Source organism: Streptomyces sp. NPDC041940, assembly GCF_055589465.1.
The window spans coordinates 323,883-348,322 of the sequence record NZ_JBVJBP010000001.1 but is presented as its reverse complement, the minus strand read 5'-3'; the positions used below and the strand labels follow the sequence as shown (position 1 = coordinate 348,322).

Sequence of the window (24,440 nt, the reverse complement as noted above, 5' to 3'; positions counted from 1 at the left end):
TACGACAGCGACCGCTGCCATGATCTCCGCGAGGCGGCCACCACTGTGGGGCCGACCGACGAGAGGAACCCGACATGGGGAACGAACTCAGCGTGGCCGTCCTGGGCCCCGGCGGTGTGGGCGGCCTGCTCGCCGCGCTGCTCTCCCGCTCCGGCCACCGGGTGATCTGCCTGTCCGGCGAGGAGACGGCCCGGGCCCTGCGCACGGACGGCATCCGGGTCCGCAGCCCGCACTTCGGCGACTTCACGGCCCCGGTCGAGGCCGACACGCGGCTGCGCGAACCGGTCGACGTGTGCCTGGTGACCGTCAAGCACACCTCGCTCGACGCCGCCCTGACACGGGTCCCCGCACCCGCTCTGGCCGACGGCCTCCTCGTACCGTTCCTGAACGGCGTCGAACACCCGGCGACCCTGCGCGCCCGCTACCGCGCCGACCGCGTAGCCCCGGCCGTCATCCGCGTCGAGTCGACCCGGACCGCCCCGGGCGTCATCGAACACGGCAGCCCCTTCGCGGAGGTCGACCTGACCGCCGGTACGGCGGTGCCCCGCGCCCGCCTCGACGCCCTCGCCGAGGCCCTCACCGCCGCCGGACCGGCCACCCGCGTCCAGGACGACGAGGCGGCGACCCTGTGGGCGAAGATGTCGTTCCTAGCCCCCTTCGCCCTGCTCACCACGCACTACTCCCTCCCCCTCGGCGAGATCCGCACCCGCCACCGTGACGAACTGACGGCCCTGGTGGAGGAGACGGCCGCGATCAGCCGCGCGTGCGGCGGCCCGGCCGACCCGGCCCAGGCCCTCGCCCGCTACGACGCCTTCCCGCCGTCGACGAAGTCCTCGATGCAACGCGACGCCGAGGCGGGCCGCCCCCTCGAACTGGACGCCATCGGCGGCGCGTTGCTCCGCGCGGCCGAGCGGCACGGCGTTCCGGCTCCGGTGACGGGGCGGGTGGTGGGCGAGCTGGAGAGGGAACACACCCGCGTGTGACGGTGCACGCCGGTGGGGCGGCTTCTCAGCTGTGCGCTGTGAGGAAAGGGCCTGGGCGCCGAGGGTCAACCGGGGCGGGGCGCCCAGGACTAGCGTCGAGGAGACCCGCCCCCGCCAGGGGGCTCGGCCCTCGGTCGTCGGTATTCACCGACGGACCCGAAGAACGCGAAGGAATCCCCACTCCATGTTCCAGCTCAAGATCCTCAGACGGGCGGGCCGGCGTGCCGTCGGCGCCCTCGTTGCGCTGGCCTTGTCGGTCGGCCTGGTGGGACTCGCGTCGCCCACGGCGTCCGCCGATCCCGATCGGCCTCATACGGTGCACGACTGGGTCATCGACGACCTGCTCAACGGGGGCCAGGACCCGCACCAGGAGTACTGGAACATGATCGCGGCGATGCACCGCGTCACCGGTCACGACTTCTTCCGCGACACCCTCGACGAGACCACCACCAACGGCAACGCGCTCTTCCAGGTCAGCGTGCACCGATACGGCACCTACGTGGGCGCGCTGTACTTCTGGACCAACGACCTGTACCTGGCCGGCTTCTACCAGGCCGGTGCGGGCGGCGGCCACTACGCCTTCAACGAAGCCCGGCGCACCAGGTTCGACCAGATCCTGGGCGTCCACTCCACAGCGCTTCCGTGGAACGGCAGTTACACCAACTTCTCCGACCGGGCCGGGGACCAGGGCAGCCGCCGGAACCTCCAGATCAACGGCCCCCGCCTCGACAACGCCCTGCAGCAGTTGGGCAGGGCCAGTACGCACCTGCAGACCCAGAACGGCAGGTCGGTCCTGAGTCATGCGCTCGTCATGATCATTCAGGCCACTTCCGAAGCCGCTCGTTTCGGCCGCATCTTCGACACCATCAGGACCAACATCCGGGACCACCGCAGCGGCGGCGCCCAGATGGGCGAGGAGAACGTCAACCTGCAGCAGAACTGGGGATCCATCTCCAACTGGGCCTACCGGGTGCTGCAGAACCCCGGCGTACGGCCGCTCGAGATAGGCACCGGAGTCTTCCTCCGCACCTTCGCCACACTGCAGCAGCTGATCGCGTACGTGTTCTACATGGAGCTGGCCAGCGGATCCCGCCCCCGCTGACCACCGGCGTCGCAGTTCGCGTGACCCCCGGGAAGATACTCGCCACTCAAATTCGAACAGGCGTATCATTGGGTCGTGGCTACGACCTATGACTTTCCGAGTGACCTCCTCGCCGGTCAGGAGGAACTCCATCAGGTCCGGTCCGAGCTGTCGGTCCTGCTGAAGCGGCTGCCCTGGTCGGTGGAGCCGGTGGACGGCTTCAGCGACGACAACGGCTGGCGCAAGGTCGAGCGCCCCGCCTCCCCCGGCTGGAGCGCCGACGAACAGGCCGAGGTGGAGAAGCTCCGCCGGCGGGAGCACGAACTCGCGGTGTTCATCAGCACCCACCGCTACTGGTCCGAACTCACCGGCCCCGAGCGGGTGACGGCCCGTTCCCAGCTGAAGCACGCGCACGAGGCTCCGCCGGAGGAGACCGACGGAGCCTCGTAGCAGGGCGGGGTCAGCTCCCGCTCTTGCCCAGGAGCTTGTTCATCTCGCCGATCTCGGCCTTCTGCGCGGTGACGATGTCGCCGGCCATGGCCTTGGCGGGACCGTAACGGCCCTCGCTCTTCTCCACGGCGGCCATCTTCACGGCGCCCTCGTGGTGCTCGACCATCAAGGCCAGGAACTTCGTGTCGAAGGCCTTGCCCTCGGACTTCTCCAGCTCCGTCATGTCCTCGCCGCCCATCATCCCGGGCATGCCGGAGTGGCCCGCCGCGGAGTGGTCCATGGAGTCCCCCGACTCGGGGGCGTCCTCACCCCACTGCTCCAGCCAGCCGGTCATGGTCCTGATCTCCGGGTCCTGCGCCTTCTCGACACGCGCCGCCAGGTCCTTGACCGCACCGGAGGCGGCCCGGCCGTCGGCCAGCCGCGCCATCTCCAGCGCCTGCCGGTGGTGCGGGATCATGCCCTGTGCGAAGGAGACGTCCTGGGCGTTGTGCGCAGCGCCGCCGCTGTCGCCGCCGCTACCGTCGCCGCCGCACGCGGCGAGGAGAAACGTGCCGGCACCGGCCGCCACCAGGAGGGCGGCCCGGCGCGTGAGGGTACAGCTGCTCTTCATGTGTGAACTCCTGCTTCTGCAAGAAGGGATACGGGATTCCGGACACGTCGACGCACCGCACCGGTAAGGGCCTCGGCCCCGGCGCGATGCGTGCGCGGTGTCTAGATCCGCAGAAGCTGAAGCTCGGCGAGGGAAGGCGGGGCACGAGCACCCTCCGCCTCCGCGACCACCGACACCCGTACGACGCCCTCCCCCACGCCCCCGGGAACCGGGTCGGCAACAAGCGGAGGCAACACCGGCCCACCGCTCAGGGCACCCGAGGCGCAGCTCGCGTCGGCATGCTGAACGTCCCCGCCACCGCAGTGCCCGTACGGCAGGACCGTGGAGTGCGTCTGTGCTGCGTGACTGTGGGGAGAGTGCGTATGCGTCCCCTGCGGGACACCCCCACCGGGCGCCAGCCCGTGCATCCCCAGCAACCCCGCCAACAGCCCCAGCACACACAGCACACGCCACCGCCGAACGACTGCTCGCGGGACACGCTGGACGGGGCTGTTCACGCTGCCCATCGTAGAGAAGGCGTTCGACCGTTCGTGCCCCGATCGGGCGAACTCGTTCAGCCGCCTACAACCGCGCCGCCCCTCCCCAGGTCATGCACCCGCACGACACGAATGACCCCGAGGGGAAACCATGAGCCAGCAGTACCCGCAGCAGCCGAACCAGCCCTACCCGCCCCAGCAGCCGGGGTATGGCGCCCCGGCGCCGCAGCAGCCGAAGAAGCGCAGTGCCGGCAAGATCGCGGGCCTCGGATGCGCCGGCATCATCGCCCTCTTCGTCATCGTCGGCGTCGCCACGGGCGGCGGAAGCGGTGAGAGCAAGGACAGCTCGAACAAGGACAGGGCCGTCGCCGCCGACAGCAAGCGCCGCGCCGAGCCGGCCGAGGAGAAGTCCCAGGCCGAGCAGTTCCGGAGCTGCGTCGCCAAGAACGGCACGGACACCGAGAAGTCCGCGGTCGAGCACGTCACCAAGTTGACCGGCGCGGACAAGCGCAACGACATCCTCGACTCGGCAGAGATCTTCACCGACTACACCGGCGGCATCATGGGCCCCCACCAGGGCGAGGGCAAACTCATCGCCTCCGCCTTCACGTCCTGCTACGAGTCCGAGAACGGCCTCGTGACCGTCTACGACAAGGACGGCGAACTACTCGCCAACGCGAACTACTGACCCCACAACACGAGAGGCCTTCCGAAATCCCCCGGAAGGCCTCTGCGCACCTGTGGGCGACATCGGTCACGAGACCTCTCTTGAGCGCATCTCATGCACCACACCACACACCCTGGGGGGACCATGAGCACACCCACGCCGCCACAACCCGACTTTCCGCCGCCTCTCCCACCCGAGCCGCCCAAGCCCGCGAAGTCCCGCACGAACGCGATCATCATCGGGTCGGCCGCCGCCGTCATCGCAGCAATCGTCGCAACCGGCATCGTCGTAGTGCGGTCCAGCGACCACGACAGCAGGCCAGACACCAACGCGGCGTCGAGCACCCCGGCCGAGGACGTCCTGACCACCGCCGCGGAGGAGCCGGATCCGGAGCCGACGTATGACGAGCTTGACGCCGACAGTTTCACGATCAAGCTGCGCACCACAGAGCGGCAATGCTTCGGTTCGGCGGGCTGCAACATGACGGTCGAGCCGAGGCTGACCTACCTGGGCCTCACCGAGGACATCGCCCCGGACGCCGTGTACGAGATCACGTACGAGATCCGCGGGGGTGAGTCCGGCCCGGTCATCGAGACGGCTGAGCTGTCAGACCGAACGAGCCTGAATTTCACACCCACTGTGATCAGCACCGCTTCAGCGGGCTCGAAGGTATCGGTGGAGATCACCGACCTGATTACCCAAGGACAGTAGGGCACTCGACGGGGGACACCATGACCAAGCGCACCACCGCAGTGGCACTCATCGCGGCGGCCCTGCTCACGCTCACGGCCTGCGAAGGCGCCGACACCGGCAGCGGCACCAACTCCAAGCCCAGCCAGGGCAGCAACGGCAAGGACGACACCAGCCACGACACCGCGAAGGCCGAGAACGCCTCGCTGCCCGACATGACCGGCAAGGGCCTCCAGTCCGCTCAGGACCAGGCCCAAGACGCAGGGTTCTACAGCCTCACCTCGCACGACGCCCTCGGCCGCGGACGCATGCAGGCCTTCGACCGGAACTGGAAGGTGTGCTCCCAGACCCCGAAGGCCGGCGAGCACCCGACGGACACGAAAGTCGACTTCGCGACGGTCAAGCTGGCAGAGGACTGCCCGGCGAAGGACGCGGGCGCCGCTCCAGAGGCTGCCGGCGGCACGATGCCCGACTTCAAGGGGAAAGCCGTGAAGGCCGCCCGCGAGGCGCTCGACACCTCTACGAGCATCACCGTCAACGATGCCTCCGGGCAGGACCGGATGGTGCTGATGGAGTCGAACTGGCAGGTGTGCGGCCAGGAGCCGGCCGCGGGAGCGAAGCTCGACGGTCAGCCCGTGAAGCTCACCGCGGTGAAGTTCGAGGAGTCCTGCTGACTCAGCACCGCCGGGCCTCGGCCGCAACGCCATGACCCCCGAGACAGGAGAGGCCCCCGGTGTGACATACCCGCACCCGGCGGGAGCGGATCGACCTCCTACACCTACGAACCGACCGGGGCTCGGGCCCTGATCCTGGGTTGCCTGGCCCGCTCGCGGCTGGGCTGGATCCGAGCCGCCGCCAGCACCCCTGAACACGTTCCCTTCTCGCCTTGGGGCGGGAGGGGGCGTTTCGTCGTGCCCGGGCTCAGTGCAGGGCTTCGATCGCCCGGAGGATCAGCGAGCGGGCCTCGGCGCCGTGCACGGCCAGCTCCCTCATCCGCGCGAAAGCCCGCAGGTACAGGTCCAGTTCGCCGGGGGCGGTGACGGTCACCTTGGCAGCGAGCAGCTCCACGTGGATGCGGGAGTCGTCGAACACCGTGAACTGTTCGAGCGGCCACACGACCCCTTCCCGCTCGGCAGCGGCCGGAATGATGCCGAGCGACATGGACGGCAGCGTCATCGCGGCGAGCAGGTTGCCGAGCTGGCCGGCCATCACGTCCTGGTCGCCGACCCGATGGGTGAGCACGTTCTCCTCGATGAGCGTCGCGAACCTGTGGTCGCCTTCGTGGATGACGCGGGCACGGCGCATGCGCACCTCTACTGCGTCAGCTACGTCGTCCTGGGTGCCGCGGAAGCCCGCGATCGTGCGCATGAGGGCCGTTGCGTACCCGGGGGTCTGGAGGTAGCCCGGCATGACGTGCGAGGCGTACACGCGGAAGAGGCGGGTCCGCTCGTACAGCTTGGCCGAGGTCTCCGCCAGCTGCTTCATGCCGGTGCGCTGGAGTCGCTTCCACTCCAGGTACATCGAATCGGCCTGCCGGTTGGCCGCGATCAGGTCAGCCGCTTGAGCCTCAGCGCCGCACGCCGTGCACCAGGCCCGGACGTCGGCATCCGCCGGTGCGGTGACCGCGTTCTCGATCCTCGACGACTTGGCGACGGACCAGTCGCACAGGCGCGCGAGTTCCTTGCCGGAGATGCCCGCGTCCAAGCGCAGCTCCCGCAGTCGGGCTGCGAGGGCTGCGCGCGCTTCCTGCACTCTGGACGTGGGGAACGTGGACATGAAGGGCTACTTGACCTCGTACTGGTCGTGTGGGGTGGCGCGATCCCAGACGCGCTCGAACGCTGCGGTGTGCTGGCCCACCACGGCGGGATCGTCGCAGAGTTCCTTGTTGATCCACTCGCCGTCACCGGCGAAGTGGTGCACGCGCATGAGCAGCCCGTCGAAGATCCACAGATCGGTGCCCGGCAGCAGCAAGTCCCATGCCCGATGACGGGGAAGCCAGCGCACCTGCTCGCCCGCCTCGACGTTGGCGCGGGTCTGGTAGTGCTCCCAGGCGATGTAGTCGGTGACCGGCTCGGACACGATCCGGGCCCGCCGCACGGTTACACCGCGGGCGACGGCGTCTGCGATGTCCTGGTGAAACGGGCGCCACCAGGAGGCCCGATCGTCCCAGTCGACGCGCTCTCCGTCCGCCCATGCCTCGAAGCGCGGGTTGGTGAAGTAGGCGTCGCGCATCTCCAGATGGACAGCCGACGTGGTGGTGCCAGAGAGGAGTTCAGCGAACTCCGGGATCGAGCTCATCGCACGCCTTCCTGATGATCGAGATCATGCGGGCCGGGATCCGGATGACGGTCTCGCCGGGCGGGATCGGCGCCCTGGCCGGGGATAGCTCGTCGCACGTCGCGGTGGTCGCGTCGTCGGCCTGGTAGCTCTGGATCAGCAGGTCTCCCGCTTGCGTGTCTACCCAGACTGTGGGGCATCCGTCCTCGTCCGTCTCAGGGTCGATTCCGACGAAGTGAATGGACATGGCTGCTCGCCTCCCGCGCTAGCTGGTTGCAGCGATTTACACCACCTTCATATGCACACGTCACACGGTCAAGAGCGCCTGCTACTCGGGACTCGAATGCTGCAATTGCCCTGTAATTCGGTGCAACTTCGTGGCAGTCGAGGGGCAGGCCTACATAGCGTCGGGGGTTACGAAAACCCGGCGAGGTGAAGGCCTCCCGGGGCGTGGCCCACGCTGCGAGGAGCGTCGACACCGTGAACGCTACAACCCCAACGACCGTTGTCGAAGACCCACCTGACCTCGCGACGATGCGCGAAACAGCGCACCGCGTGCTGGGCCGGGACAATGCACCGGAAGCCGTTCCGCTGGCCGGGGAGGGGCTGGCCACGCTCACCGCCACGATGCGCGGTCACATCAACCTCCTCACCCCGGAGGTCGAGCAGGCGGCCGCCCTCCTGTCGAGAAACAGCCCCACCCGCTCCGCCGCCCTGGCCTGCGCCGAGGAAGCGGGAGGCAAGCTCCGCGCCCCCGAGCTGGGATTCACCCCGCTGGCGAGCAGCGTCATGTACGCCCGGAGGCTCGCCCGCGTCCTGGCCGCCCTGTGCGACCACTACGGGATCGTCAGCGCCGGGATCGAAGTGACGCCCGTGCAGCAGGCGTTCGTGCGCCTGGCGAACCACTGCGTGGGGTGCGAAACGTGCCGAGCCGTGAACGAAGCCGGGGTGCGGGCCGGGCTGCCCTGCGAGGAGGAGAGCAGGCTGTACGAGGCGTACCGGGTAGCGCGCGCCCTCGCCTCCGCGGCTCGACTCGCTGGCCGCAGCGCGGTGGAGGTCTCGGCGTGACCACCACCGAGCCCGATGCAGAGGCTCTCGAGCCTTTCCCTGCCGACGAGTTCCAGCGGCTCGGCAAGCAGCTGCTGCGCACCGCAACGTCATCCGCCGCCCGGTCAGCCATCCAAGCACTGCTCGACGAGCGGACCGTGCTGGAGGTCCCCGCCGTACAGCGCGCCCTGGTTGTCGGCACCGGGCGCGGCCAGCGAGCTGACTTCGATGGGCTCCTGGGGTACCTGTACACCCTCGGCCTGGACGAGCAGCAGCGCTCATTCCTCGGCCTGGTCCTGTCGATGGTCGGCATCGGGATGACCACCATCGCCGCCGTGCAAGACCTCGACGAACGCTGCCTGCCGATCATCCTCCGGGCGGTCCTGCGGCTCGCGGACAACGACACCATCGCGGTCGGCACGCGCATGTAGCCCGGGCTCGTAGAGGGCTGTTGTCAGGCAGCGGCCCCCTACGCTGCACGGTCGTTGAACACCAGCAGCGCCCAGCGATCGGAGACCCATGGCAGGCATTGAGTTCGAAGCAAAAGCCCTCGACATCGACCCCGCGAAGGTCGCGCAGCTCATCACGGAAGCCGGCGGCACCTGCGCGACGGGGGCTCGCCTCATGCGGCGGTATGTGTACGACACCGTCCCGGCCGTTCCCGGCCGATGGGTGCGGCTACGCGACACGGGGACCGACATCACCCTGTGCGTGAAGCAGATCACCACGGATGCCGTCGACGGGACCCACGAGACCGAGGTGACCGTCGACAGCTTCGAGGAAGCCGCCGCACTGCTGCGGCTCACCGGCCTGACACCACGCAGCTACCAGGAGAACCGGCGCACCTCGTACACCCTCGACGGTGTCCGCCTCGAGGTCGACGAGTGGCCACGCATCCCGCCGTACCTGGAGATCGAGGCCGACGACGAAGCACAGGTCTGGGCGGCCGCCACCGCGCTGGGCATCGATCACGACCAGCTCACATCGATCAACACCACGAAGGTCTACGAGCTGTATGGCATCGACCTGGACTCCATCGCCGACCTGCGTTTCGAGTAGGTCGGCGCCTGCTACTCCGGCCGGGGCGCCGCGCCCCGCCCACCCGCAGAGGGGGCACCATGCACGACCCGACTTCCTCCCCGCCCGGATCGCCGCCGACGCCGACTTCGCCCTGGCCCTCGCCGCGGTGCGCGGCAGCCTGCCGACGAACGAGGTGCACTTCACGGGCGGTGAGCCCACCCTGCACCCCGACCTGCCCGGCCTGATCACCATCGCCCGGCGCCTCGGCCTCACGGTCGGGCTCACCTCGAACGGCGAGAACGGCGCCGCGGTCCTGCCCGCCGCCGCGGCAGCCGGCCTCGACCGCATCAACCTGTCCGTGTTCGGCACCACCCCGGCCGAGCTCGCCGCCGTGCAGGCTCCGCGTCTCGCCTCACCGAAGCTCGCCGAGCGCAAGCTGGCCGCCCTCGACGCGACGATCGAGACGGCGACCGCGCACGGCATCAAGGTCTCCGCCAACATCGTGATCGCCGACCGCGGCCACGTGGAACGCTTGCTCCGCATCATCGAGCGACACGGCCGCTCCGTCGTGGTCCGGATGCTCGTGTCGCTGGAGGACGGTGGCGCCTCCCTGGACGCCATGCAGGCTGTCGTCGACCATCTGGGCGCCGTTCCGGTCCGCCGCATCATCACGGCAGGGGCCTCCGACCAGCGGATGCGGTACCGCCTGCCCAACGGGCGCACGCTGTACGCGAAGAGACCTTCCGCGACGACGAAGCAGCGCGACTGCCCCGGCTGCACACCACGGCGGCAGCGACCGACCCAGGCTGAGTATCGGCTGGCGCCCCCCATGGGCGATCAAGAAACATGATCGTTTGGGGATGTGGGCCCTTTGTGGACTTCGACCACAGGGGAGGCCCTCCAGGGTGATCCCTGGAGGGCCTCTGACCTGCTAACCGATCCTGTGGGCGCGGACGGTTTCGAACCGCCGACATCCTGCTTGTAAGGCAGGCGCTCTACCCCTGAGCTACGCACCCGGCTTCCCGGGTCACGTGCCCAGGACGAGTCGACAGCCTACATTGCCCGGGGCGCGGACCGGCAATTTTCTTTCTGTGGGGCGGGCCGGGGGTTATCCCCCCTTCGGATCCGGGAGTGGCCCGGATCCTCCGGCGGGCGCCGAATCCATACGGTCGTAGAGCGCTCAGGGAGCGCCCGTCGTCCGCCCAGGGGGAGATCGTCATGGCCCGCACCATCCGCACCGCCGGCACCACCCGCACCGCTTCCGTCCGCGCGATCGCCGTCGCCGGTGCCGTGGCCGTTCTCGTCGGCGGGCTGAGTGCCTGCGGGGCGTCCGCCGGGGACGACACCGAGCCCGAGCAGCGGTCCTTCGGGCTCCAGGGGCGCACGCTGACCGTCGACTCCGACGACTCGGCCCTGGAGATCGTCGCCGCCGGCGAGAACCCGGCGGGCAAGATCGAGGTCACCCGGTGGTTCCAGGGCTCGGTCGTCCTCGGCAAGGAGCCCAAGGTCACCTGGTCGATGCGGGACGACCGGCTGGTGCTGCGGCTGAAGTGCTCCGGTTTCGTGGCCGACTGCGCGGCGAAGCACCGCGTCGAGGTGCCCCGGGGCATCACCGTGAAGGTCCAGGACGACGACGGCAGCGTGCGCGCCCGGGGCTTCCGGGACCCCCTGAGCATTCGTACCGGCGACGGCTCCGTCCGCGTCACCGACACCACCGGGCCCCTGGACCTGCGTACCAGCGACGGATCCATCCGCGCGCAGGTCTCCTCCCGTGACATCCGCACCCGCACCGGCGACGGTTCGGCCCGCCTCGAACTGGGCGTCGTACCGGACCGTGTGGAGGCCCGCGGCGGCGACGGTTCCGTGACCATCGCGCTGCCCGAGGCCACCTACCGCGTGACCACCGAGACCGGCGACGGCGGCGTGGACGTGTCCGTGCCCCGCGACGAGAGCAGCGCTCATGTGGTGTCCGCCCGGACCGGCGACGGCAGTGTGACGGTCCGGACAGCGAACTGACCGGCCCGTGTGTTCGTCCTCAACCGGTGGGAGAATGACACCGGGCAGGGTGGACAACAGCACGGGAGAGGGATGTGACGGCGACACCAAGGCAGCCGGATTCGCCGTCGGTGCCGCGCGCGCACAGCCCGCGCCACACCGTCCCCCGCCGTCCCCTCCCCCGTACGCCGGCGCGTCCGCTGCGGGACGCGCTCACCCTGATGGCGCTGCCGCTGGTCGCCGCGCTGGCGCTGCCCGCGACCTTCGCGGGCGGCGGCACCCGGCGCTGGTTCGGCGGCCGTGCCGAGAGCCAGCGGGCGGAGGCCCAGGCCGCGAAGGACGCCGCGGCGGCCGCCTTCTACGAGCTGGACACCGCCCAGCGGGACCTGCGTATCTCGATAGAGACGATCAACGCGGTCGACGACTCCCCCGCCGCCCGGCGCGCCGTCGCCGATTTCGAGGCCCTGGGCGGCCGTATCGACGAGGCCAGCCGCCGGTACATCAACGCCGTCGACGCCCACGACCTCGACCGCGACGACCTGGAGGCCTCGACCGCCTCCCGCGCCCGCACCGAGCTGACCGCCGCCAAGGAGGAGCTGGACCGGGTCAGGCAGGAGCTGGACCGGTTCGCCGACGGCCTCGGCCCGCTGCTCGGCAAGGCCGAGACCCAGCTGGCCCGCCTGGCACCCGCCGTCGAGCGCGCCCGCCAGGCCCTGCTCGGCGCCTCCAACGCCCTCGACGCCGTCCGGGCGTCGAACCTGAGGGCGGACGACCTCGCCGCCCGGCTCGCCGTCCTCTCCCCGGAGCTGACCAAGCTGAACCAGGGCGCCGGCCGGCACGGCGTGCCGGAGACCCTGGAGCGGGCCGAGCGGGTCACCCGCGAGGCCGAGGCGATCCGGGTGGAGGCCGAGCGGCTGCCGGACCGCGCCGCCGAGATCGACCACCGGCTCGTCTCCCTGCGCACCCGCGCCCAGGCCCTCACCACCCGCTCCGAGCAGGTGGACCCGATCCTGAGCGAACTCCGCCGCCGCTTCACCGCGGCCTGCTGGCAGGACCTCCAGCGCGTCCCCGACGACGCCGCCGCGCACGTCCGCCAGGCCGAGAGCAGGCTGGCCGAGGCCCGGTCGGCCCGCGCCGAGCAGCGCTGGGCCGACGCGACGGCCCTGCTGTCGACGGTACGGGCCCTGCTGAACAGCACCGACGAGGCCGTCTCGGCCGCCGGTGACCGCCTGCACCGTCTGAACGCGGTGCAGAAGGACCCCCAGCAGGAGATCGAGCGCACCCGCTTCGCCATCCGCGACGCCCAGCGCCTCGCCATGGCCGGCCGCAACACCCCCGACCCGCAGCACGCCCGCCCGCTGGACGACGCCGTGTCCCGCCTGGACCGTGCCGTCGCCACCCTCGACGGCCGCCACCCCGACTACTGGCACTTCCTCACGGAGACGGAGGGGATCCGGCGGACGGTGGCCCGTGTGGTGGACGGGATCCGCGAGGAGCGAGGGGCCGGACACTGAGCCCGGCCCCCGCCCGGTCTCAGGTGCGGTAGGCGTAGTAGTACGCGTTCGGGTCCGACGCGACGAGGCTCGCCACCGACCTGCGGAGGGTGTTGGTGGAGTGGTAGGTCAGGTAGGGCACGCCGCCGCTCTTGGACGTGACGATCATCGTGTGGTCCTTGGACCCGTCCCGGTCGAAGTCCATCTGGAGGACGTCACCGACCTCGAGCTGGTAGACGTTGGCGAGCGGCTTGGTCCGGCTGGAGTTCTGGGCGAACCAGGACCACTCGTTGACGCCGATGAACGAGTGCGACTGGATCTCGGCGTTGCCGAACCACTTGGTGTAGTCGTACACATAGCCGGGGGCGTGCTTCCAGCCGCCCGCCTTCAGGGACTGGCTGACGAAGTTGGTGCAGTCACCGCCGGCGCCGCGGCCGCTGAAGTCCGGGTAGTCCTTGTTGTAGACGTTCCAGTGCTTCTCGGCGTAGGCCGCCATGGCCTTGTAGTCGTACGTCGTGCCGGTCTTCGGGGCCGCGGCCGGGTTGCGGGTGGTCGCCGCGCGCGGGGCGTTCGGCATGGTGTCGGCGGCGACGGTCGCCTTGACGGGGGCCGGCTTGGAGAGCGTGTTCACCGCGAGACCCTCGTCGGTGTCGCGGATGCCGGTGAGCCGCCAGTCGCCCTGCCGGTCGGCCTTGAAGGTCAGCTCGTGCCGGGCCTGGAAGCCGGTGGTCTTCGGCGCGTCGCCGCGGGCCCGGTCGTAGGTCAGGGTCGTGGTCTCCGTGACCTCCGCCTTGGCCGTACGGCCCGTGACGCGCGTGGCGTCCAGGGTGACGGTGGTGCTGGCCTCGCGGTACGTCTCGCCGGCCTTCGCCAGCCGCTCCTTGCGCTGCCCCAGTGCGGACAGTGCGGCGTCCTCGGTGCGGGCCGTGCCGGAGGACAGGGCGACGTCGCCGGAGAAGCCGTCGGTCAGCGGCTTGTCCCGGCCGGACTTTCCGCCGTCCACCAGGGCGTTGGTGCGGTCGGTGAAGACCGCGTCCGCCAGCCGCTGGAAGGTGGCCTTGGTCCGCGCGTCCACCGTCGGGTCGTCGAGAACCGCCGCGCCGGCGCTCCAGTTGGGCAGCAGGGCGACTCCGGCGACGACCGAGGTCGCTGCCGCCCCGAGTATCGTGACGCGGCGTCGCGTCCCGTTCAGCTTCCGTGATTTCACTGGTGTGTTTTCCCCTCTTGCCCCGGCCAAGGGTTGCCGGGGTAGGAGATCTTTGCATGGAGTGTGTGGCTGTTGTGAAGAGGGTTGTTCTTGCTATTTCACAACGGTCGACCAGTCGGGCGACTGCGCCGGGTCCAGGCCGCGCAGCCGCTGCAGCGTCTCGGGCTTCTGCGCGTCGAGCCAGTCGGCCAGCTCCCTGAAGGACACGCACTTGACGTCCTTCTTCGTGCACACGTCCTTGATGACCTGGTCGACGGCCCGCATGTAGATGCCGCCGTTCCAGTCCTCGAAGTGGTTGCCGATGAACAGCGGGGCGCGACTGCCGTAGTACACGCGGTTGAAGCCGGACATGTAGGAGGCGACGGTCTCCTGTTCCCACTGGGGGTACTTCGCCGGGTCGCCCTCGGTCTGGCCCTCGGACTGGTTGTAGAGGAAGTTGAAGTCCATCGAGAGGCCCTGGTACTTGCCGCCCTCGTACGGGAGCATCTGCAGCGGGAAGTCCCAGATGCCGTCCTTCTTGCGGGGCCATATCTGGAAGTCGCCCGCGGAGCTGGCGTCGTAGCGCCACTTGTAGTCCTTGGCGACCGTCAGCAGGTTCTTCTGGCCCTCCAGGCAGGGGGCGCGGCCGCCGGTGACCTCCTTCCTGATGTCGAACGGCAGCGGGTCCATGTCCTGGAAGCCGGTGTTGGTCTTCCACTTCTCGACGAAGCCGTAGAACTGGTCGATCTCGCTCTTCCACTCCGCGGCGCTCCAGTCGCCGCCGCCCTTCTCGCCGCAGAAGTGGCCGTTGAAGTGGGTGCCGATCTCGTTCCCGCCCTGCCACGCCTTGCCGAGCTGCTCCAGCGTGGTGCGGATGTGCTCGTCGGTGGCGAAGCTGATCGCCGCCGAGCCCTTCGCGTGCTGGGGCGGGGAGTAGAGGCTCTTCTTGCTCTTGGGCACCAGGTAGATGCCGGTGAGGAAGAAGGTCATGTGGGCGTCGTACTCCTCGGCCAGCTCCCGGTAGTGCGAGAAGAGCCCGTCGTCGCCCTGCAGCGCGCCGTCCCAGGAGAAGACCACGAACTGGGGCGGCTTCTCACCGGGTTTGAGCGGCACCGGCTTCAACTGCCCCTTCGGCGGGCCGGTGTAGGAGGTGGAGCCGTCCCCGAGGACCTTCGTCCTGCCGTCCCACCGGGGTTCCTGGCCCGGCTTCGTGACGCCTCCCTTGCGGGGCCCCGAGGAGGCGGTCGGGGTGGTGGTGTCCGAGCGGTTCAGGGCCAGATAGCCCGCGACGAGGGACGCGACGACGAGAAGGGCCGCCAGGGTCAGTATCCCGGGGGGTGTGGCGCGGCGGGGTGCGCGGGGTCTGCGGCGGCGGCCGGAGGGTGACTTCATGCGCGGCTCATTCTGCGAGGGGGGTGGGGTGTTGCGGTGGTGCCGGGCACCGGGGGTCAGCCGATGCCCCGGGCACCGGACCAGATGCGGTACGGAACGCTGTCACCCGGGGAGCCCGCGATCCCGTCCAGCGGCAGTGGTTCGAGGCTCTTGGTGAGGTCGATGCGGTAGGCCACGACGGCCGTCGACACGGAGTTGGCCGTGCCGACGTACCAGGCCGCGGTGTCGTCCTGTGAGGTGCCGGCCTTCCCGGCCACCGTGGCGGTGGCGCCCGCCCCGGGGTGGGCGGTGCGGAAGGCGTCCGTGAGGGCGGACTGGACCGCCTCGGCCACGCCCGCCCGCATCGCGCGGCGAGAGGCGGGCTTCGCCAGTGTGACCTTGGAGCCGTTGCGGGTGATCCGGGCCACCGAGTACGGCTCGACATGCGTGCCGGCGGCGGCGAACGTGGCGTAGCCGCTCGCCATGCGGATCGCGCTGGGCGTGGCGCTGCCCAGCGACATCGCGGGCACCTGCCGGCCGAAGCTGGAGGAGAGCAGGCCGGCCCGCTGGGCGGTCTCCCGCACCTCGTCCAGGCCGGTGTCCATGCCGAGCTGCATGAACGGCGTGTTCACCGACAGGGCGAGGGCCCGGCCCAGGCTGATCCGCCCGTAGGACTTTCCGCCGTCGTTGCGGGAGGTGACCTTCTTGCCGCCGCGGTCCCAGTAGGGGCCCTCGGGTGTCGTGACGGCGATGCCGTCGTCCCCGTCGTACAGCGTCTGCGGGGTGACCTCGGCCGTCGCGCCGTCGCGGGTCTTGCGCACTCCGTTCTCCAGGGCGGCGGCGTAGACGAACGGCAGGAAGGCCGAACCGGCGGGCACGGTGGTCGCGTTCGACTCGTTGTAGCCCTGCGTACGGTGGTCGGGGCCGCCGTGGACGGCGAGGATCCGCCCGTCGGTGGCCACCGAGGAGGCGCCGAAGTGCAGGGCCTTGGCCTTGGCCGTGTCGTCCTTCCGTGCCTGCTTGCGGGCTTTGTTCACGGCGCCGGTGAGCGCGGTCTCCTGCTTGCGGTCGAAGGTCGTGTAGATCTGGTAGCCGCCGAGGTCGAACTCCTTGGCCGAGAGGCGCGCGGACTTCTTCGCGTACTGGGCGGCCAGCTCCACGAGGTAGTCGCTCTGCTTGCCGGTGTCGAACCCGGGCGCCCGCTTCAGCGGCTCGGGGAACTCCTTGTAGCGGGCCCGCTCGGACTCCGACAGCGTGCCGATCTCGACCATGCGGTCGAGGATCCATGACCAGCGCTCCACCGCCCGGGCGTGGTTGGCCTTGCTCAGCGCCGGGTCGTAGAGTCCCGCGCCCTTGAGGAGGGAGGCGAGGAAGGCGGCCTCGCTGACGTCGAGTTCACCGACGTCCTTGCCGTAGTAGGCCTGGGAGGCGCGCTGCATGCCGTAGGTGCCCCGGCCGAACCAGCTGGTGTTGAGGTAGCCCTCGAGGATGTCGTCCTTGCTCATCCCGTTGTCGAGCTTGAGGGCGAGCATGGCCTCGGTGAACTTGCGGCTGACCGAGCGGTCCTGGTTGAGGTAGACGTTCTTGACGTACTGCTGGGTGATGGTGGAGCCGCCCTGGGTGTCTCCCTGGCCGACGGTGCGCCACAGGGCGCGGGTGAGGCCGCTGAGGGAGATGCCGGGGTCGCTGTAGAAGCTCGCGTTCTCCGCGGCGAGGACCGCGTCGCGGACGTCCTCGGGTATGTCCTTCAGCGGCATCGCCTGCCGCCGCACCCAGCCGGTGCGTGCCATGGGTGTCCCGTCGGACCAGTAGTAGACGTTGTCCTGCTGGGTGGCGTACGAGTTGAGGTTCTCCGGGATGTCGGTGGCGGCGTAGGCGGCACCGAGGAACCCGACGGCCAGGCCGGTGACGGTCAGCACCGCACCGAGCCACTGCCGCCAGGAGGGCGCCCAGCGACGCCAGCCGGTGCGGTCGGCGTGCGGGTAGCGGGGCCGGAGGCGGACGAGCGGGGCCGACAGGGGGCCCACGGCGGCGCGGAGACGGGACAGGGGAGTACGCCGGGATGCGGCCCTGCGCCGGCGGCGCGGCCCGCCGGTCCCCCTCCCGGCCTCGCCCGTACGTTCCGGATGCTCCGTACGTTCCGAATGTTCCGGATGTTCTGGATCCAGGGAAGCGGGAGCCTTCAACTGCATGGTCTCTTCCGGCTCCCACCCAGCCTTGGTCACGGCTGCGTCTCCCTCCCCGCTCACTGTGGTGCTCGCGCGGAAGGGCATGGCCACCGCGGTCAACCGCAGCGCGCCCCGCATTCCCCCCGGCCTCACGGCTCCTCGCGACGATCGAAAGTTACCAGTGGCCTTTACAGCTTCTCCACACCGGTGCGCCAGAAATGGTCGAAAGGAATCCTGAAGAGCGGTACTTCCGCCGCCGCGGACTAATCTGTCCCCATGCCTCGCTACGAGTACCGCTGCCGGACCTGCGGCGACACCTTCGAACTGAGCCGTCCCATGGCGGAGTCCTCCGATCCCGCCGCCTGCCCCTCGGGCCATGACGACACGGTGAAGCTCCTCTCCACGGTCGCGGTGGCCGGCTCGGCCTCCGCCCCGGCACCGGCACCCCGCGCGGGCGGTGGCGGCGGCGGTTGCTGCGGGGGCGGCTGCTGCGGCTGACCGCTTTCCTCAGGAGCCCTTCAGCTTCGTTTCTCTAGCGTGGCCGGCATGACAGTCATCGCGGCGGACGCCGGACCGCAGTGGGTCAACGACCTCATGGACGCGCTGGGCGCACCGGGGGCCGGTCTCGCCATCGCCCTGGAGAACCTGTTCCCGCCGCTGCCCAGCGAGGTGATCCTGCCGCTCGCCGGGTTCGCCGCGAGCAGCGGGCGGATGAGCCTGCTCGCCGTCCTGCTGTGGACGACGGCCGGCTCGGTGATCGGCGCGCTCGCGCTGTACGGCGTCGGCGCGCTGCTCGGCCGTGACCGGACGGTGGCGATCGCGGGCAAGCTGCCGCTGGTGAAGGTCTCCGACATCGAGAAGACGGAGGCCTGGTTCCTGAAGCACGGCACCAAGGCCGTGTTCTTCGGGCGGATGATCCCGATCTTCCGCAGCCTGATCTCCGTCCCGGCGGGTGTCGAGCGCATGCGGCTGCCCGTGTTCCTGGGCCTGACCACCCTGGGCAGCGCCATCTGGAACACGGTGTTCGTGCTCGCGGGCTACTTCCTCGGCGCGAACTGGCACCAGGTCACGGACATCGTCTCCACCTACTCGAAGGTGGTCCTCGCGGTGGCGGCCGTGGCGGTGGCGGCGTTCATCGGCGTACGGCTCCTACGACGCCCCAAGCAGACCCGCCCCCAAGGGGCGCGGGGAACTGCGCGACAAGCCACCACGACGCCGCACCCGCACGACGACCACCCCACCCGAACCCTCAGGCGCCCCGTACTGCCCCCAGAAACTCCCGCAGGATCCGCTCCCCGGCATGAACGCCCCGTTCGGGAAGCGCCCTGACCGAGGGTGCAGTGAAGCCGGTGTCGGCCAGTTCCCCGTGCCCCGGGCGCCAGCCCTGGTCGGCCGCGAGGAGCAGGTCGGCGTCGAGCAGGGAGTCACCGGCGGCGAGGGTGAGGCCGGCGCCGGTCCGGCGGGCGACCTCGCGCATCGCCGCGCTCTTGGTGAGCGGCTTGGGAACCGCGTAGATCTTGCGGCCCTGCAAGGACACGGTCCAGCCGCGGTTCTCGGCCCACACCGCGAGTTCCTTCACCCATTCCTCGTCGAGCAGTTCCCGCTCGACGACGAGATAGGCGAACAGGTCGTCGGCGACGCGGTGCTTGCGCACCCAGACCGGGTCGGCGGCCCTCAGCAGGTGGTCCTGCACCTCGGCGAGGGGCGCGCACTGGTCGGCCAGCCGTGCGGTCACCTGGGCGTGCCAGTCGGGGTCGGAGACGCCGTCCACCAGGAGCTGGCCGCCGTTCGCGCAGATCGCGTACGTGGGCTCGGGGCCCGGCAGGTTGATGCGCTGGTACTGCTTGCGCGTCCGGGTCGTCGTCGGCACGAACACGGCCGCGTCGCCCAGGTCGGTGAGGAGCCGGGCCGCCGTCTCCGTCATGTACGACAGCGGCTTGCTCTCGTGCACCTCGACGCAGAGCAGCCGGGGCGCCCGGGCGTCCGGCATGGTCAGCGCCAGGGCTGCGGCGGAGTAGATCAGGGTGCGATCGAGGTCGCTGGCGACGAGTACGGGCATCAGAGCGACACCGCCTTGCCGTCGGCGCCGGTCGCGCCCCGGGTGTACTTGGGGTGGATCAACCCGACGCAGGTGTAGGGCAGTTCGGCGACCTCCTCGACGGGCACACCGCGTTGCTCGGCCAGCAGGCGTACATGGTCGAGGTCGCTGCCCGCTCCGGCACGGGCCAGGATCTTCCAGGGCACGCGGCGCAGCAGCACCCGGGTGGTCTCGCCGACGCCGGGCTTGACGAGGTTCACGTCGTGGATGCCGTACTCCTCACAGACGCGCTCGACGGCGGCCCAGCCCTCCCAGGTTGGCGAACGGTCGGCGGCGAGCAGTTCCTTGGCCTGGGCGCAGGCCGCGTCCTCGACCTCGGGGAAGCGGGCGGAGACGGCGTCCAGGAAGGTCACCGAGACGTCGGTGCCGGTGAGTTCGCGGTAGAACTTCGCGCCGTGGAAGTCGTGCGGACCGACCAGGTCCGCGCGCAGCACGGTCCGCGAGATCAGGCCGGACACGGTGGAGTTGAGGCAGGCGGAGGGGATGAGGAAGTCCTCGCGGGTGCCGTAGGTCCGTACGCAGGAGCCCGGGTCGGCCAGGACCGCGATCTCGGGGCTGAAGCCGGTGATGCCGTCGGACTTCTCGAACTCCTCCAGGGCCTGGGCGAGTTCGCGGGTGATGGCGCCCTTGCCGGTCCAGCCGTCGACGAAGACGACGTCCCGCGGGTCGTGGTGGGCGGCGAGCCAGCGCAGCGCGTTGGCGTCGATGCCCCGGCCGCGGACGATCGAGACGGCGTAGTGCGGCAGGTCGAGGCCGTGGCGGTGCTGCGCCCAGCGGCGCATGAGGATGCCGACGGGGGTGCCCGCGCGGGCCAGGGAGACCAGCACGGGACGCGGACCGCGCTCGGCGAGGATCGTCTCCGTGACCACGCCGGCCGCCTGGGCGATACGGGCCGCCGACTCCGCCAGCGCGGCGTGGAACAGCTCCTGGTACCGCTCGCTCGGCTGGTACTCCACGGGCAGCGACTCCGCGTAGTGCGCGCCGCCGCTCTGGATGGCCTCCTCGCGCTCCTCGGTCGGCGCCTCCAGCGTCACGTCCGAGAGGTCCTGGAGCAGCCAGCCGACCTCCTCGGGCGCGTACGAGGAGAAGGCGGGGCCGCGCAGGGGCTCGGGCAGCATGGAGGGCCTTTCGGGGGCGTACGACGGTATGACGGCGAGCAGGACCCGCGGCGTGTGCGCGGCGAGCCGGGCCAGCAGACCGTCGGGCGCGTGCAGCGCGGGGGTGTCCCCGGCCGAGTCGACCACCGCGACGACGGCGTCGAATCCGGCGCCGGCGACGTTGTAGGCGTACCGCTCCCCCGGGCCGTCCGCGGGGTCGTCGTGGGCGGGGAAGGCGAGGCGGGTGCGTATCGCGTAGCCGGGGTCGTCGACGGCCAGGACGGGTGAGCGGGTGGTGGTCGAGTAACGGACCTCGAGGCCCGGCGCCCTCTGCTCCAGCGCGTGGGCGAGCCTGAGGGGGGCGTACATCAGCTCTTCGAAGCCGAGGATGTGGACGCGGCGGGCGCCTGCGGGCAGGGCGTCGGCGATCCTTGCCGCCATGCCGGGCAGGGCGGCCTCCAGCTGTTCCCGATGGGCCGGGGTGAACCCGTGCCGGGCGCCGTCCGGCAGGTCGGCGGGCCAGTGCAGGTCTATCCGGTTGTCGTCCGGGTGCGGGCCGGTGGGGGTTGTTCGCGCAGTTCCCCGCGCCCCTGAAAGGGGCGTGTCGGCAACGCCCTCAAGGGGCGCGGGGAACTGCGCGACCAGCCCCGACGGCGCCGCACTCTCGGACTCGTACCGCGCCACCAGTTCCTGCCCCTTCTCCAGCACCCCCTCGGGCAGCCGCACAGTCCCCCTGGCAGTCGTCACCAGATCGACCCGCGCTCCGATCTCCCCCGCGAAATCCGCGAGGCGCCCCGCGTCCGCGACCGACCGCATGTCCACCAGCGCCACCACGACATACCTCCGCCGCGGATACCGCCCATGAAGATCACGGACAGTGTTCAGCACCGTGTTCCCCGTGGAGAACTCGTCGTCGACCAGGACCAGCGGCCCGTCCCCGGACAGCAGCGCGGGATCCTCCGGCAGCAGCAGATGCGAGGTCGCGTGGGAGTGGGCCTCCTCGAAGCCACCGGCCGCCGCGAGACCGGCGACGGGGCGGCGCGTGGAGTGCAGGTAGGGCGCGAAGCCCAGGCCGTCGGCGACGGAGTGGCCGAGACCGGTCGCGGTCTCCGCGTAGCCGAGGACGACCGCCCGGGCCGCCTCCTCCTCGCCCAGCAGCTCCCGCACCCGGCGGCCGAGCTCGACGCCATGGCCGTAGACGACGGACGGCGACTGCGGCACATGCTTGCCCAGCACGTTCGACACCAGCAGATGGGCCCGCTTGGGGTTGCGCCGCAGCGCCAGCCCCAGCAGGTCGGTCAGCCGGTCCTCGCCGACGAGCTCGACGCCGAGCCGCTCCGCGACCCAGCTGCCGGACCAGACACCGTCGGCCTCGTCGCGCACCTGGTGCTCCCCCTCGTTCACTGCCTTCTCCGCCTTCTCCATCGTCAGCCGGGCAGGCCCGCCGCCAGCAGTTCCACGAAGCCGATGTCCTCGTTCGCCACGCCGAAAACCTCGGCACGCAGCAGGGTCCGCTCGGCCCAGGCCCGATGCGGCTTCACCTCGTTCATCTTGTTCGTGTACGACGATCGAAGCACACCGCCGCCGCCCCGCTCGGGGCGCAGGATGTCCTGGGCGTCCGAGAACTCCTCGTGGCTGACGACCGACAGGGCGTGCACCGGAAGCACGTGGGAGGGGTGGATGCAGGTCTTGCCCAGCAGGCCGTTGGCCTGGTCCAGGGAGATCTCCCTCAGCAGGCCGTCCATGGCGTGCTCAATCAGCTTCTCGCGCAGTTCCGCGGCCTGCACCTCAAGGAAGGGGCTCTGCCGCAGCAGCGGCTTGAACATGCGCTCCTGGACCCGGAAGTACTCCCACACCGGCCCGGTCACGGTGAAGCCGGTGCCGTCGGCGCGGCCCAGCATGTTCACCACGTCGGCGATCACGGAGGCGACGATCTGCACGTCGTACGCCGTCATGTCGGGGCCTCGGCGCAGCCCGTAGGAGGAGCAGAAGTCCGTCACGCCGAGGCGCAGGGCGAGCACGCGGTCGCGGTACTTGTCGACGGCCCGGGAGATGCCTTCCAGGGTCTCCACGCGGGACTCGCGGTAGAGCAGCTCCGGCGACTCCAGCACGGGCATGGCGAAAAGGCGACGGCCGCTTTCGGCCTCGGCGGTCGCCAGCGCCTCGAGGAAGGGGATGCCCCGCTCCTCGGTGAACTTCGGCAGTACGAATCCGGACAGCAGCCGGGCGGAGGTGCCGAGCCGTCGCACGAGGTCGGGGATCTGCCCGGGGGCGCGGACCCGGATGAACAGCAGGGGCAGGTCCGCGTCCGGGAGGTCGGCGAGGGCTTTGAAATGGCGGACGAGGTTCTCCTCGCCCGGGCCGACGTCCGCGTCGTCGATCGAGTCCTCGAGGCAGATCACCATCGAGACGACACCGCGCCCGGCCTGCTTGAGGACGTCGTCGGCGAGGCGCGGCCGGGTGGCCGGACTGTAGAGCGTGGCGCCCAGGGCCGCCGCGAGCAGCCGGGCCGGGGAGCCCGGCGTGAACACGCACGGCTCGCGGTGGAAGAGACGCTTGCGCGTCTCAGGGGCGATGTGCCCGAAATGACGCATGGAACTCCCCCGTGGTGGTCGTGCGGCCTGCGAATCGTCGAAAGGTGGCCGGTAATAGTACGTAGAAGTCCATGTCAGAGGTTCCCGTCAGGCATGAATTTCAGGTAACGCGGGCAAGCACAGCCAGGCCCGGCCATGACGACGGTAGTCGGCGTCGGCCGTCGGCGCCGCTCGTGGCGCCCGGCCCCCGCGTTGTCGTGAGCAGGACCGAGAAGGCAGGATGACCGCATGACGCACGCGATGCTGAAGGGGTCGAACGTCCCGCTGGAAGCCACCACGGTGCGCGCCGTGCTGCGCTGGACAACCGGACAGGGGGTTCCGGACGTCGATGCCTCCGCGCTGCTCCTCGGCCCCGACGGTCGTGTGCGCTCCGACGAGGACTTCGTCTTCTACAACCAGCCCCGGCACCCCTCGGGGAAGGTCTGGCGGCTCGGCAAGAAGCGGGTCGCCGAGGGCCTGACCGACACGATCCAGACAGAGCTCACCGGTGTCGAGTCGGGAGTCAGCCGGATTCTGCTGGTCGCATCGGCGGACGGCGTCCCGTTCGACCACGTACAGGCGCTGCGCATCCTGCTGTACGACGCGGCGGGCACCGAGGCGGAAGCCCTGGCGTACTTCGACGTCAAGCCGGAGACGGGCGAGGAGACCGCCCTGATCTGCGGCGAGCTGTACCGGCGCGGCGAGGGCTGGAAGTTCCGGGCCCTGGGCGAGGGCTATTCGAACGGGCTGCAGGGGCTCGCGACCGACTACGGCATCTCGGTGGACGAGTCGGAGGCCGCCCAGGAGACGACGGGCCTGCCCACCACGGCGGCGACCACACAGCAGCCCGCCCCCGAGGTGTCGCGGCCGCTGCCTCCGGAGCAGCCGACCGTCGTCCCCGCGCAGCCCGCGTACGGCTATCCGCCTCAGCAGCCGGCGACGACCCAGCCGGCGTACGGCTACCCGCAGCCCGCGACCCAGCCCGCGTACGGCTACCCCCAGGCACCGGCCGCGGCGGGCGTCACGGGGGCGCAGACCGGCTACGGCTACCCGCCGCCGGTCACGGCGGCCCCCGACCCGGACTTCCGCCTGCCTCCGCAGGGCCCGCAGTTCATCGGACGCTGAAGAGGGCCCGGGCCGAGTACCGGGCCCGCGCCC

General features: G+C 70.5%; 25 protein-coding genes, 1 tRNA gene and 1 pseudogene. 15 read left to right on the top strand and 12 right to left on the bottom strand.

Annotated elements, in window-relative coordinates; translation table 11 throughout:
- The first annotated feature begins 74 nt into the window (after positions 1-74).
- The 3 genes from ACZ6I3_RS01540 (at position 75) to ACZ6I3_RS01530 (ending at position 2,514) form a co-directional block, all read left to right on the top strand.
- A complete protein-coding gene (locus ACZ6I3_RS01540; protein ID WP_469410828.1) occupies positions 75-983 on the top strand; it encodes a ketopantoate reductase family protein in 909 nt (302 codons plus the stop codon).
- Positions 984-1,167: 184 nt separating this feature from the next.
- Complete coding sequence (locus ACZ6I3_RS01535; protein WP_469410827.1) at positions 1,168-2,085, top strand: ribosome-inactivating family protein; 918 nt, start codon at positions 1,168-1,170, stop codon at positions 2,083-2,085.
- A 75-nt stretch (positions 2,086-2,160) separates the two neighbouring features.
- Positions 2,161-2,514, top strand: a complete 354-nt coding sequence (locus ACZ6I3_RS01530) for a hypothetical protein (protein ID WP_469410826.1) — start codon at positions 2,161-2,163, stop codon at positions 2,512-2,514.
- A gap of 10 nt (positions 2,515-2,524) precedes the next feature.
- Here ACZ6I3_RS01530 and ACZ6I3_RS01525 read toward each other — a convergent pair whose 3' ends face one another.
- Complete coding sequence (locus tag ACZ6I3_RS01525) at positions 2,525-3,124, bottom strand: DUF305 domain-containing protein (RefSeq protein ID WP_469410825.1); 600 nt, start codon at positions 3,122-3,124, stop codon at positions 2,525-2,527.
- A 101-nt stretch (positions 3,125-3,225) separates the two neighbouring features.
- Positions 3,226-3,630 (bottom strand): DUF6153 family protein, encoded by a 405-nt coding sequence (locus ACZ6I3_RS01520; protein ID WP_469410824.1) that lies wholly within the window; start codon positions 3,628-3,630, stop codon positions 3,226-3,228.
- Between the two features lie 121 nt (positions 3,631-3,751).
- Here ACZ6I3_RS01520 and ACZ6I3_RS01515 point away from each other — a divergent pair, with 121 nt between their 5' ends.
- From ACZ6I3_RS01515 to ACZ6I3_RS01505, 3 genes are all read left to right on the top strand, one after another.
- On the top strand, positions 3,752-4,288 hold the full coding sequence (locus ACZ6I3_RS01515; RefSeq protein ID WP_469410823.1) for a hypothetical protein: 537 nt from the start codon (positions 3,752-3,754) through the stop codon (positions 4,286-4,288).
- 123 nt (positions 4,289-4,411) lie between these two features.
- Positions 4,412-4,978, top strand: a complete 567-nt coding sequence (locus ACZ6I3_RS01510) for a hypothetical protein (protein WP_469410822.1) — start codon at positions 4,412-4,414, stop codon at positions 4,976-4,978.
- A 20-nt stretch (positions 4,979-4,998) separates the two neighbouring features.
- Positions 4,999-5,631 (top strand): hypothetical protein, encoded by a 633-nt coding sequence (locus tag ACZ6I3_RS01505; RefSeq protein ID WP_469410821.1) that lies wholly within the window; start codon positions 4,999-5,001, stop codon positions 5,629-5,631.
- Positions 5,632-5,878: 247 nt separating this feature from the next.
- On the opposite strand, the gene ACZ6I3_RS01500 is transcribed toward ACZ6I3_RS01505, so the two are convergent.
- From ACZ6I3_RS01500 to ACZ6I3_RS01490, 3 genes are read right to left on the bottom strand one after another with little or no spacing between them, the layout of a single operon-like run.
- A complete protein-coding gene (locus ACZ6I3_RS01500; protein ID WP_469410820.1) occupies positions 5,879-6,733 on the bottom strand; it encodes a DUF5753 domain-containing protein in 855 nt (284 codons plus the stop codon).
- 6 nt (positions 6,734-6,739) lie between these two features.
- Positions 6,740-7,255: a DUF6879 family protein gene (locus tag ACZ6I3_RS01495; protein WP_469410819.1), complete on the bottom strand. Its 516-nt coding sequence runs from the start codon at positions 7,253-7,255 to the stop codon at positions 6,740-6,742.
- Positions 7,230-7,481, bottom strand: coding sequence for a hypothetical protein (locus ACZ6I3_RS01490; protein ID WP_469410818.1), 252 nt, complete (start codon positions 7,479-7,481; stop codon positions 7,230-7,232). Before ACZ6I3_RS01490 ends, ACZ6I3_RS01495 begins: the two co-directional genes overlap by 26 nt.
- 287 nt (positions 7,482-7,768) lie before the next feature.
- Here ACZ6I3_RS01490 and ACZ6I3_RS01485 point away from each other — a divergent pair, with 287 nt between their 5' ends.
- The 4 genes and pseudogenes from ACZ6I3_RS01485 to ACZ6I3_RS01470 form a co-directional block, all read left to right on the top strand.
- A complete protein-coding gene (locus tag ACZ6I3_RS01485) occupies positions 7,769-8,302 on the top strand; it encodes a DUF6415 family natural product biosynthesis protein (RefSeq protein WP_469410817.1) in 534 nt (177 codons plus the stop codon).
- Positions 8,299-8,712 (top strand): hypothetical protein, encoded by a 414-nt coding sequence (locus ACZ6I3_RS01480; RefSeq protein ID WP_469410816.1) that lies wholly within the window; start codon positions 8,299-8,301, stop codon positions 8,710-8,712. Before ACZ6I3_RS01485 ends, ACZ6I3_RS01480 begins: the two co-directional genes overlap by 4 nt.
- A gap of 88 nt (positions 8,713-8,800) precedes the next feature.
- Positions 8,801-9,340 (top strand): class IV adenylate cyclase, encoded by a 540-nt coding sequence (locus ACZ6I3_RS01475; protein WP_469410815.1) that lies wholly within the window; start codon positions 8,801-8,803, stop codon positions 9,338-9,340.
- A gap of 70 nt (positions 9,341-9,410) precedes the next feature.
- A pseudogene (locus tag ACZ6I3_RS01470) lies at positions 9,411-10,079 on the top strand (radical SAM protein); the annotation flags it as partial.
- Between the two features lie 166 nt (positions 10,080-10,245).
- On the opposite strand, the gene ACZ6I3_RS01465 reads toward ACZ6I3_RS01470, so the two are convergent.
- Positions 10,246-10,317 (bottom strand) — tRNA-Val (locus tag ACZ6I3_RS01465).
- Positions 10,318-10,519: 202 nt separating this feature from the next.
- Here ACZ6I3_RS01465 and ACZ6I3_RS01460 point away from each other — a divergent pair.
- A complete protein-coding gene (locus tag ACZ6I3_RS01460) occupies positions 10,520-11,317 on the top strand; it encodes a DUF4097 family beta strand repeat-containing protein (protein ID WP_469410814.1) in 798 nt (265 codons plus the stop codon).
- A gap of 74 nt (positions 11,318-11,391) precedes the next feature.
- On the top strand, positions 11,392-12,810 hold the full coding sequence (locus ACZ6I3_RS01455; protein ID WP_469410813.1) for a hypothetical protein: 1,419 nt from the start codon (positions 11,392-11,394) through the stop codon (positions 12,808-12,810).
- Positions 12,811-12,829: 19 nt separating this feature from the next.
- Here ACZ6I3_RS01455 and ACZ6I3_RS01450 read toward each other — a convergent pair whose 3' ends face one another.
- From ACZ6I3_RS01450 to ACZ6I3_RS01440, 3 genes are all read right to left on the bottom strand, one after another.
- A complete protein-coding gene (locus tag ACZ6I3_RS01450) occupies positions 12,830-13,996 on the bottom strand; it encodes an amidase domain-containing protein (RefSeq protein ID WP_469410812.1) in 1,167 nt (388 codons plus the stop codon).
- Positions 13,997-14,089: 93 nt separating this feature from the next.
- On the bottom strand, positions 14,090-15,367 hold the full coding sequence (locus tag ACZ6I3_RS01445; protein WP_469410811.1) for a polysaccharide deacetylase family protein: 1,278 nt from the start codon (positions 15,365-15,367) through the stop codon (positions 14,090-14,092).
- Between the two features lie 56 nt (positions 15,368-15,423).
- Positions 15,424-17,538 (bottom strand): transglycosylase domain-containing protein, encoded by a 2,115-nt coding sequence (locus ACZ6I3_RS01440; RefSeq protein WP_469411659.1) that lies wholly within the window; start codon positions 17,536-17,538, stop codon positions 15,424-15,426.
- Between the two features lie 252 nt (positions 17,539-17,790).
- Between ACZ6I3_RS01440 and ACZ6I3_RS01435 the strand changes: the two genes are divergently transcribed.
- A complete protein-coding gene (locus ACZ6I3_RS01435) occupies positions 17,791-18,012 on the top strand; it encodes a zinc ribbon domain-containing protein (RefSeq protein ID WP_399019660.1) in 222 nt (73 codons plus the stop codon).
- Between the two features lie 48 nt (positions 18,013-18,060).
- Positions 18,061-18,843: a DedA family protein gene (locus ACZ6I3_RS01430; RefSeq protein WP_469410810.1), complete on the top strand. Its 783-nt coding sequence runs from the start codon at positions 18,061-18,063 to the stop codon at positions 18,841-18,843.
- Here the strand turns inward: ACZ6I3_RS01430 and ACZ6I3_RS01425 are convergent.
- The 3 genes from ACZ6I3_RS01425 to ACZ6I3_RS01415 are packed head-to-tail and all read right to left on the bottom strand — an operon-like array spanning position 18,764 to position 23,303.
- Positions 18,764-19,573: an HAD family hydrolase gene (locus ACZ6I3_RS01425; protein ID WP_469410809.1), complete on the bottom strand. Its 810-nt coding sequence runs from the start codon at positions 19,571-19,573 to the stop codon at positions 18,764-18,766. The genes ACZ6I3_RS01430 and ACZ6I3_RS01425 overlap by 80 nt on opposite strands.
- Positions 19,573-22,134 carry a phosphoribosyltransferase gene (locus tag ACZ6I3_RS01420; protein WP_469410808.1) on the bottom strand — a complete coding sequence of 854 codons (2,562 nt, stop codon included), beginning with the start codon at positions 22,132-22,134 and terminating at the stop codon, positions 19,573-19,575. Before ACZ6I3_RS01420 ends, ACZ6I3_RS01425 begins: the two co-directional genes overlap by 1 nt.
- A gap of 2 nt (positions 22,135-22,136) precedes the next feature.
- Positions 22,137-23,303 (bottom strand): HpcH/HpaI aldolase/citrate lyase family protein, encoded by a 1,167-nt coding sequence (locus tag ACZ6I3_RS01415; RefSeq protein WP_469410807.1) that lies wholly within the window; start codon positions 23,301-23,303, stop codon positions 22,137-22,139.
- Between the two features lie 228 nt (positions 23,304-23,531).
- Here ACZ6I3_RS01415 and ACZ6I3_RS01410 point away from each other — a divergent pair, with 228 nt between their 5' ends.
- Positions 23,532-24,407, top strand: coding sequence for a TerD family protein (locus ACZ6I3_RS01410; protein WP_469410806.1), 876 nt, complete (start codon positions 23,532-23,534; stop codon positions 24,405-24,407).
- The last annotated feature ends 33 nt before the right edge of the window (positions 24,408-24,440 follow it).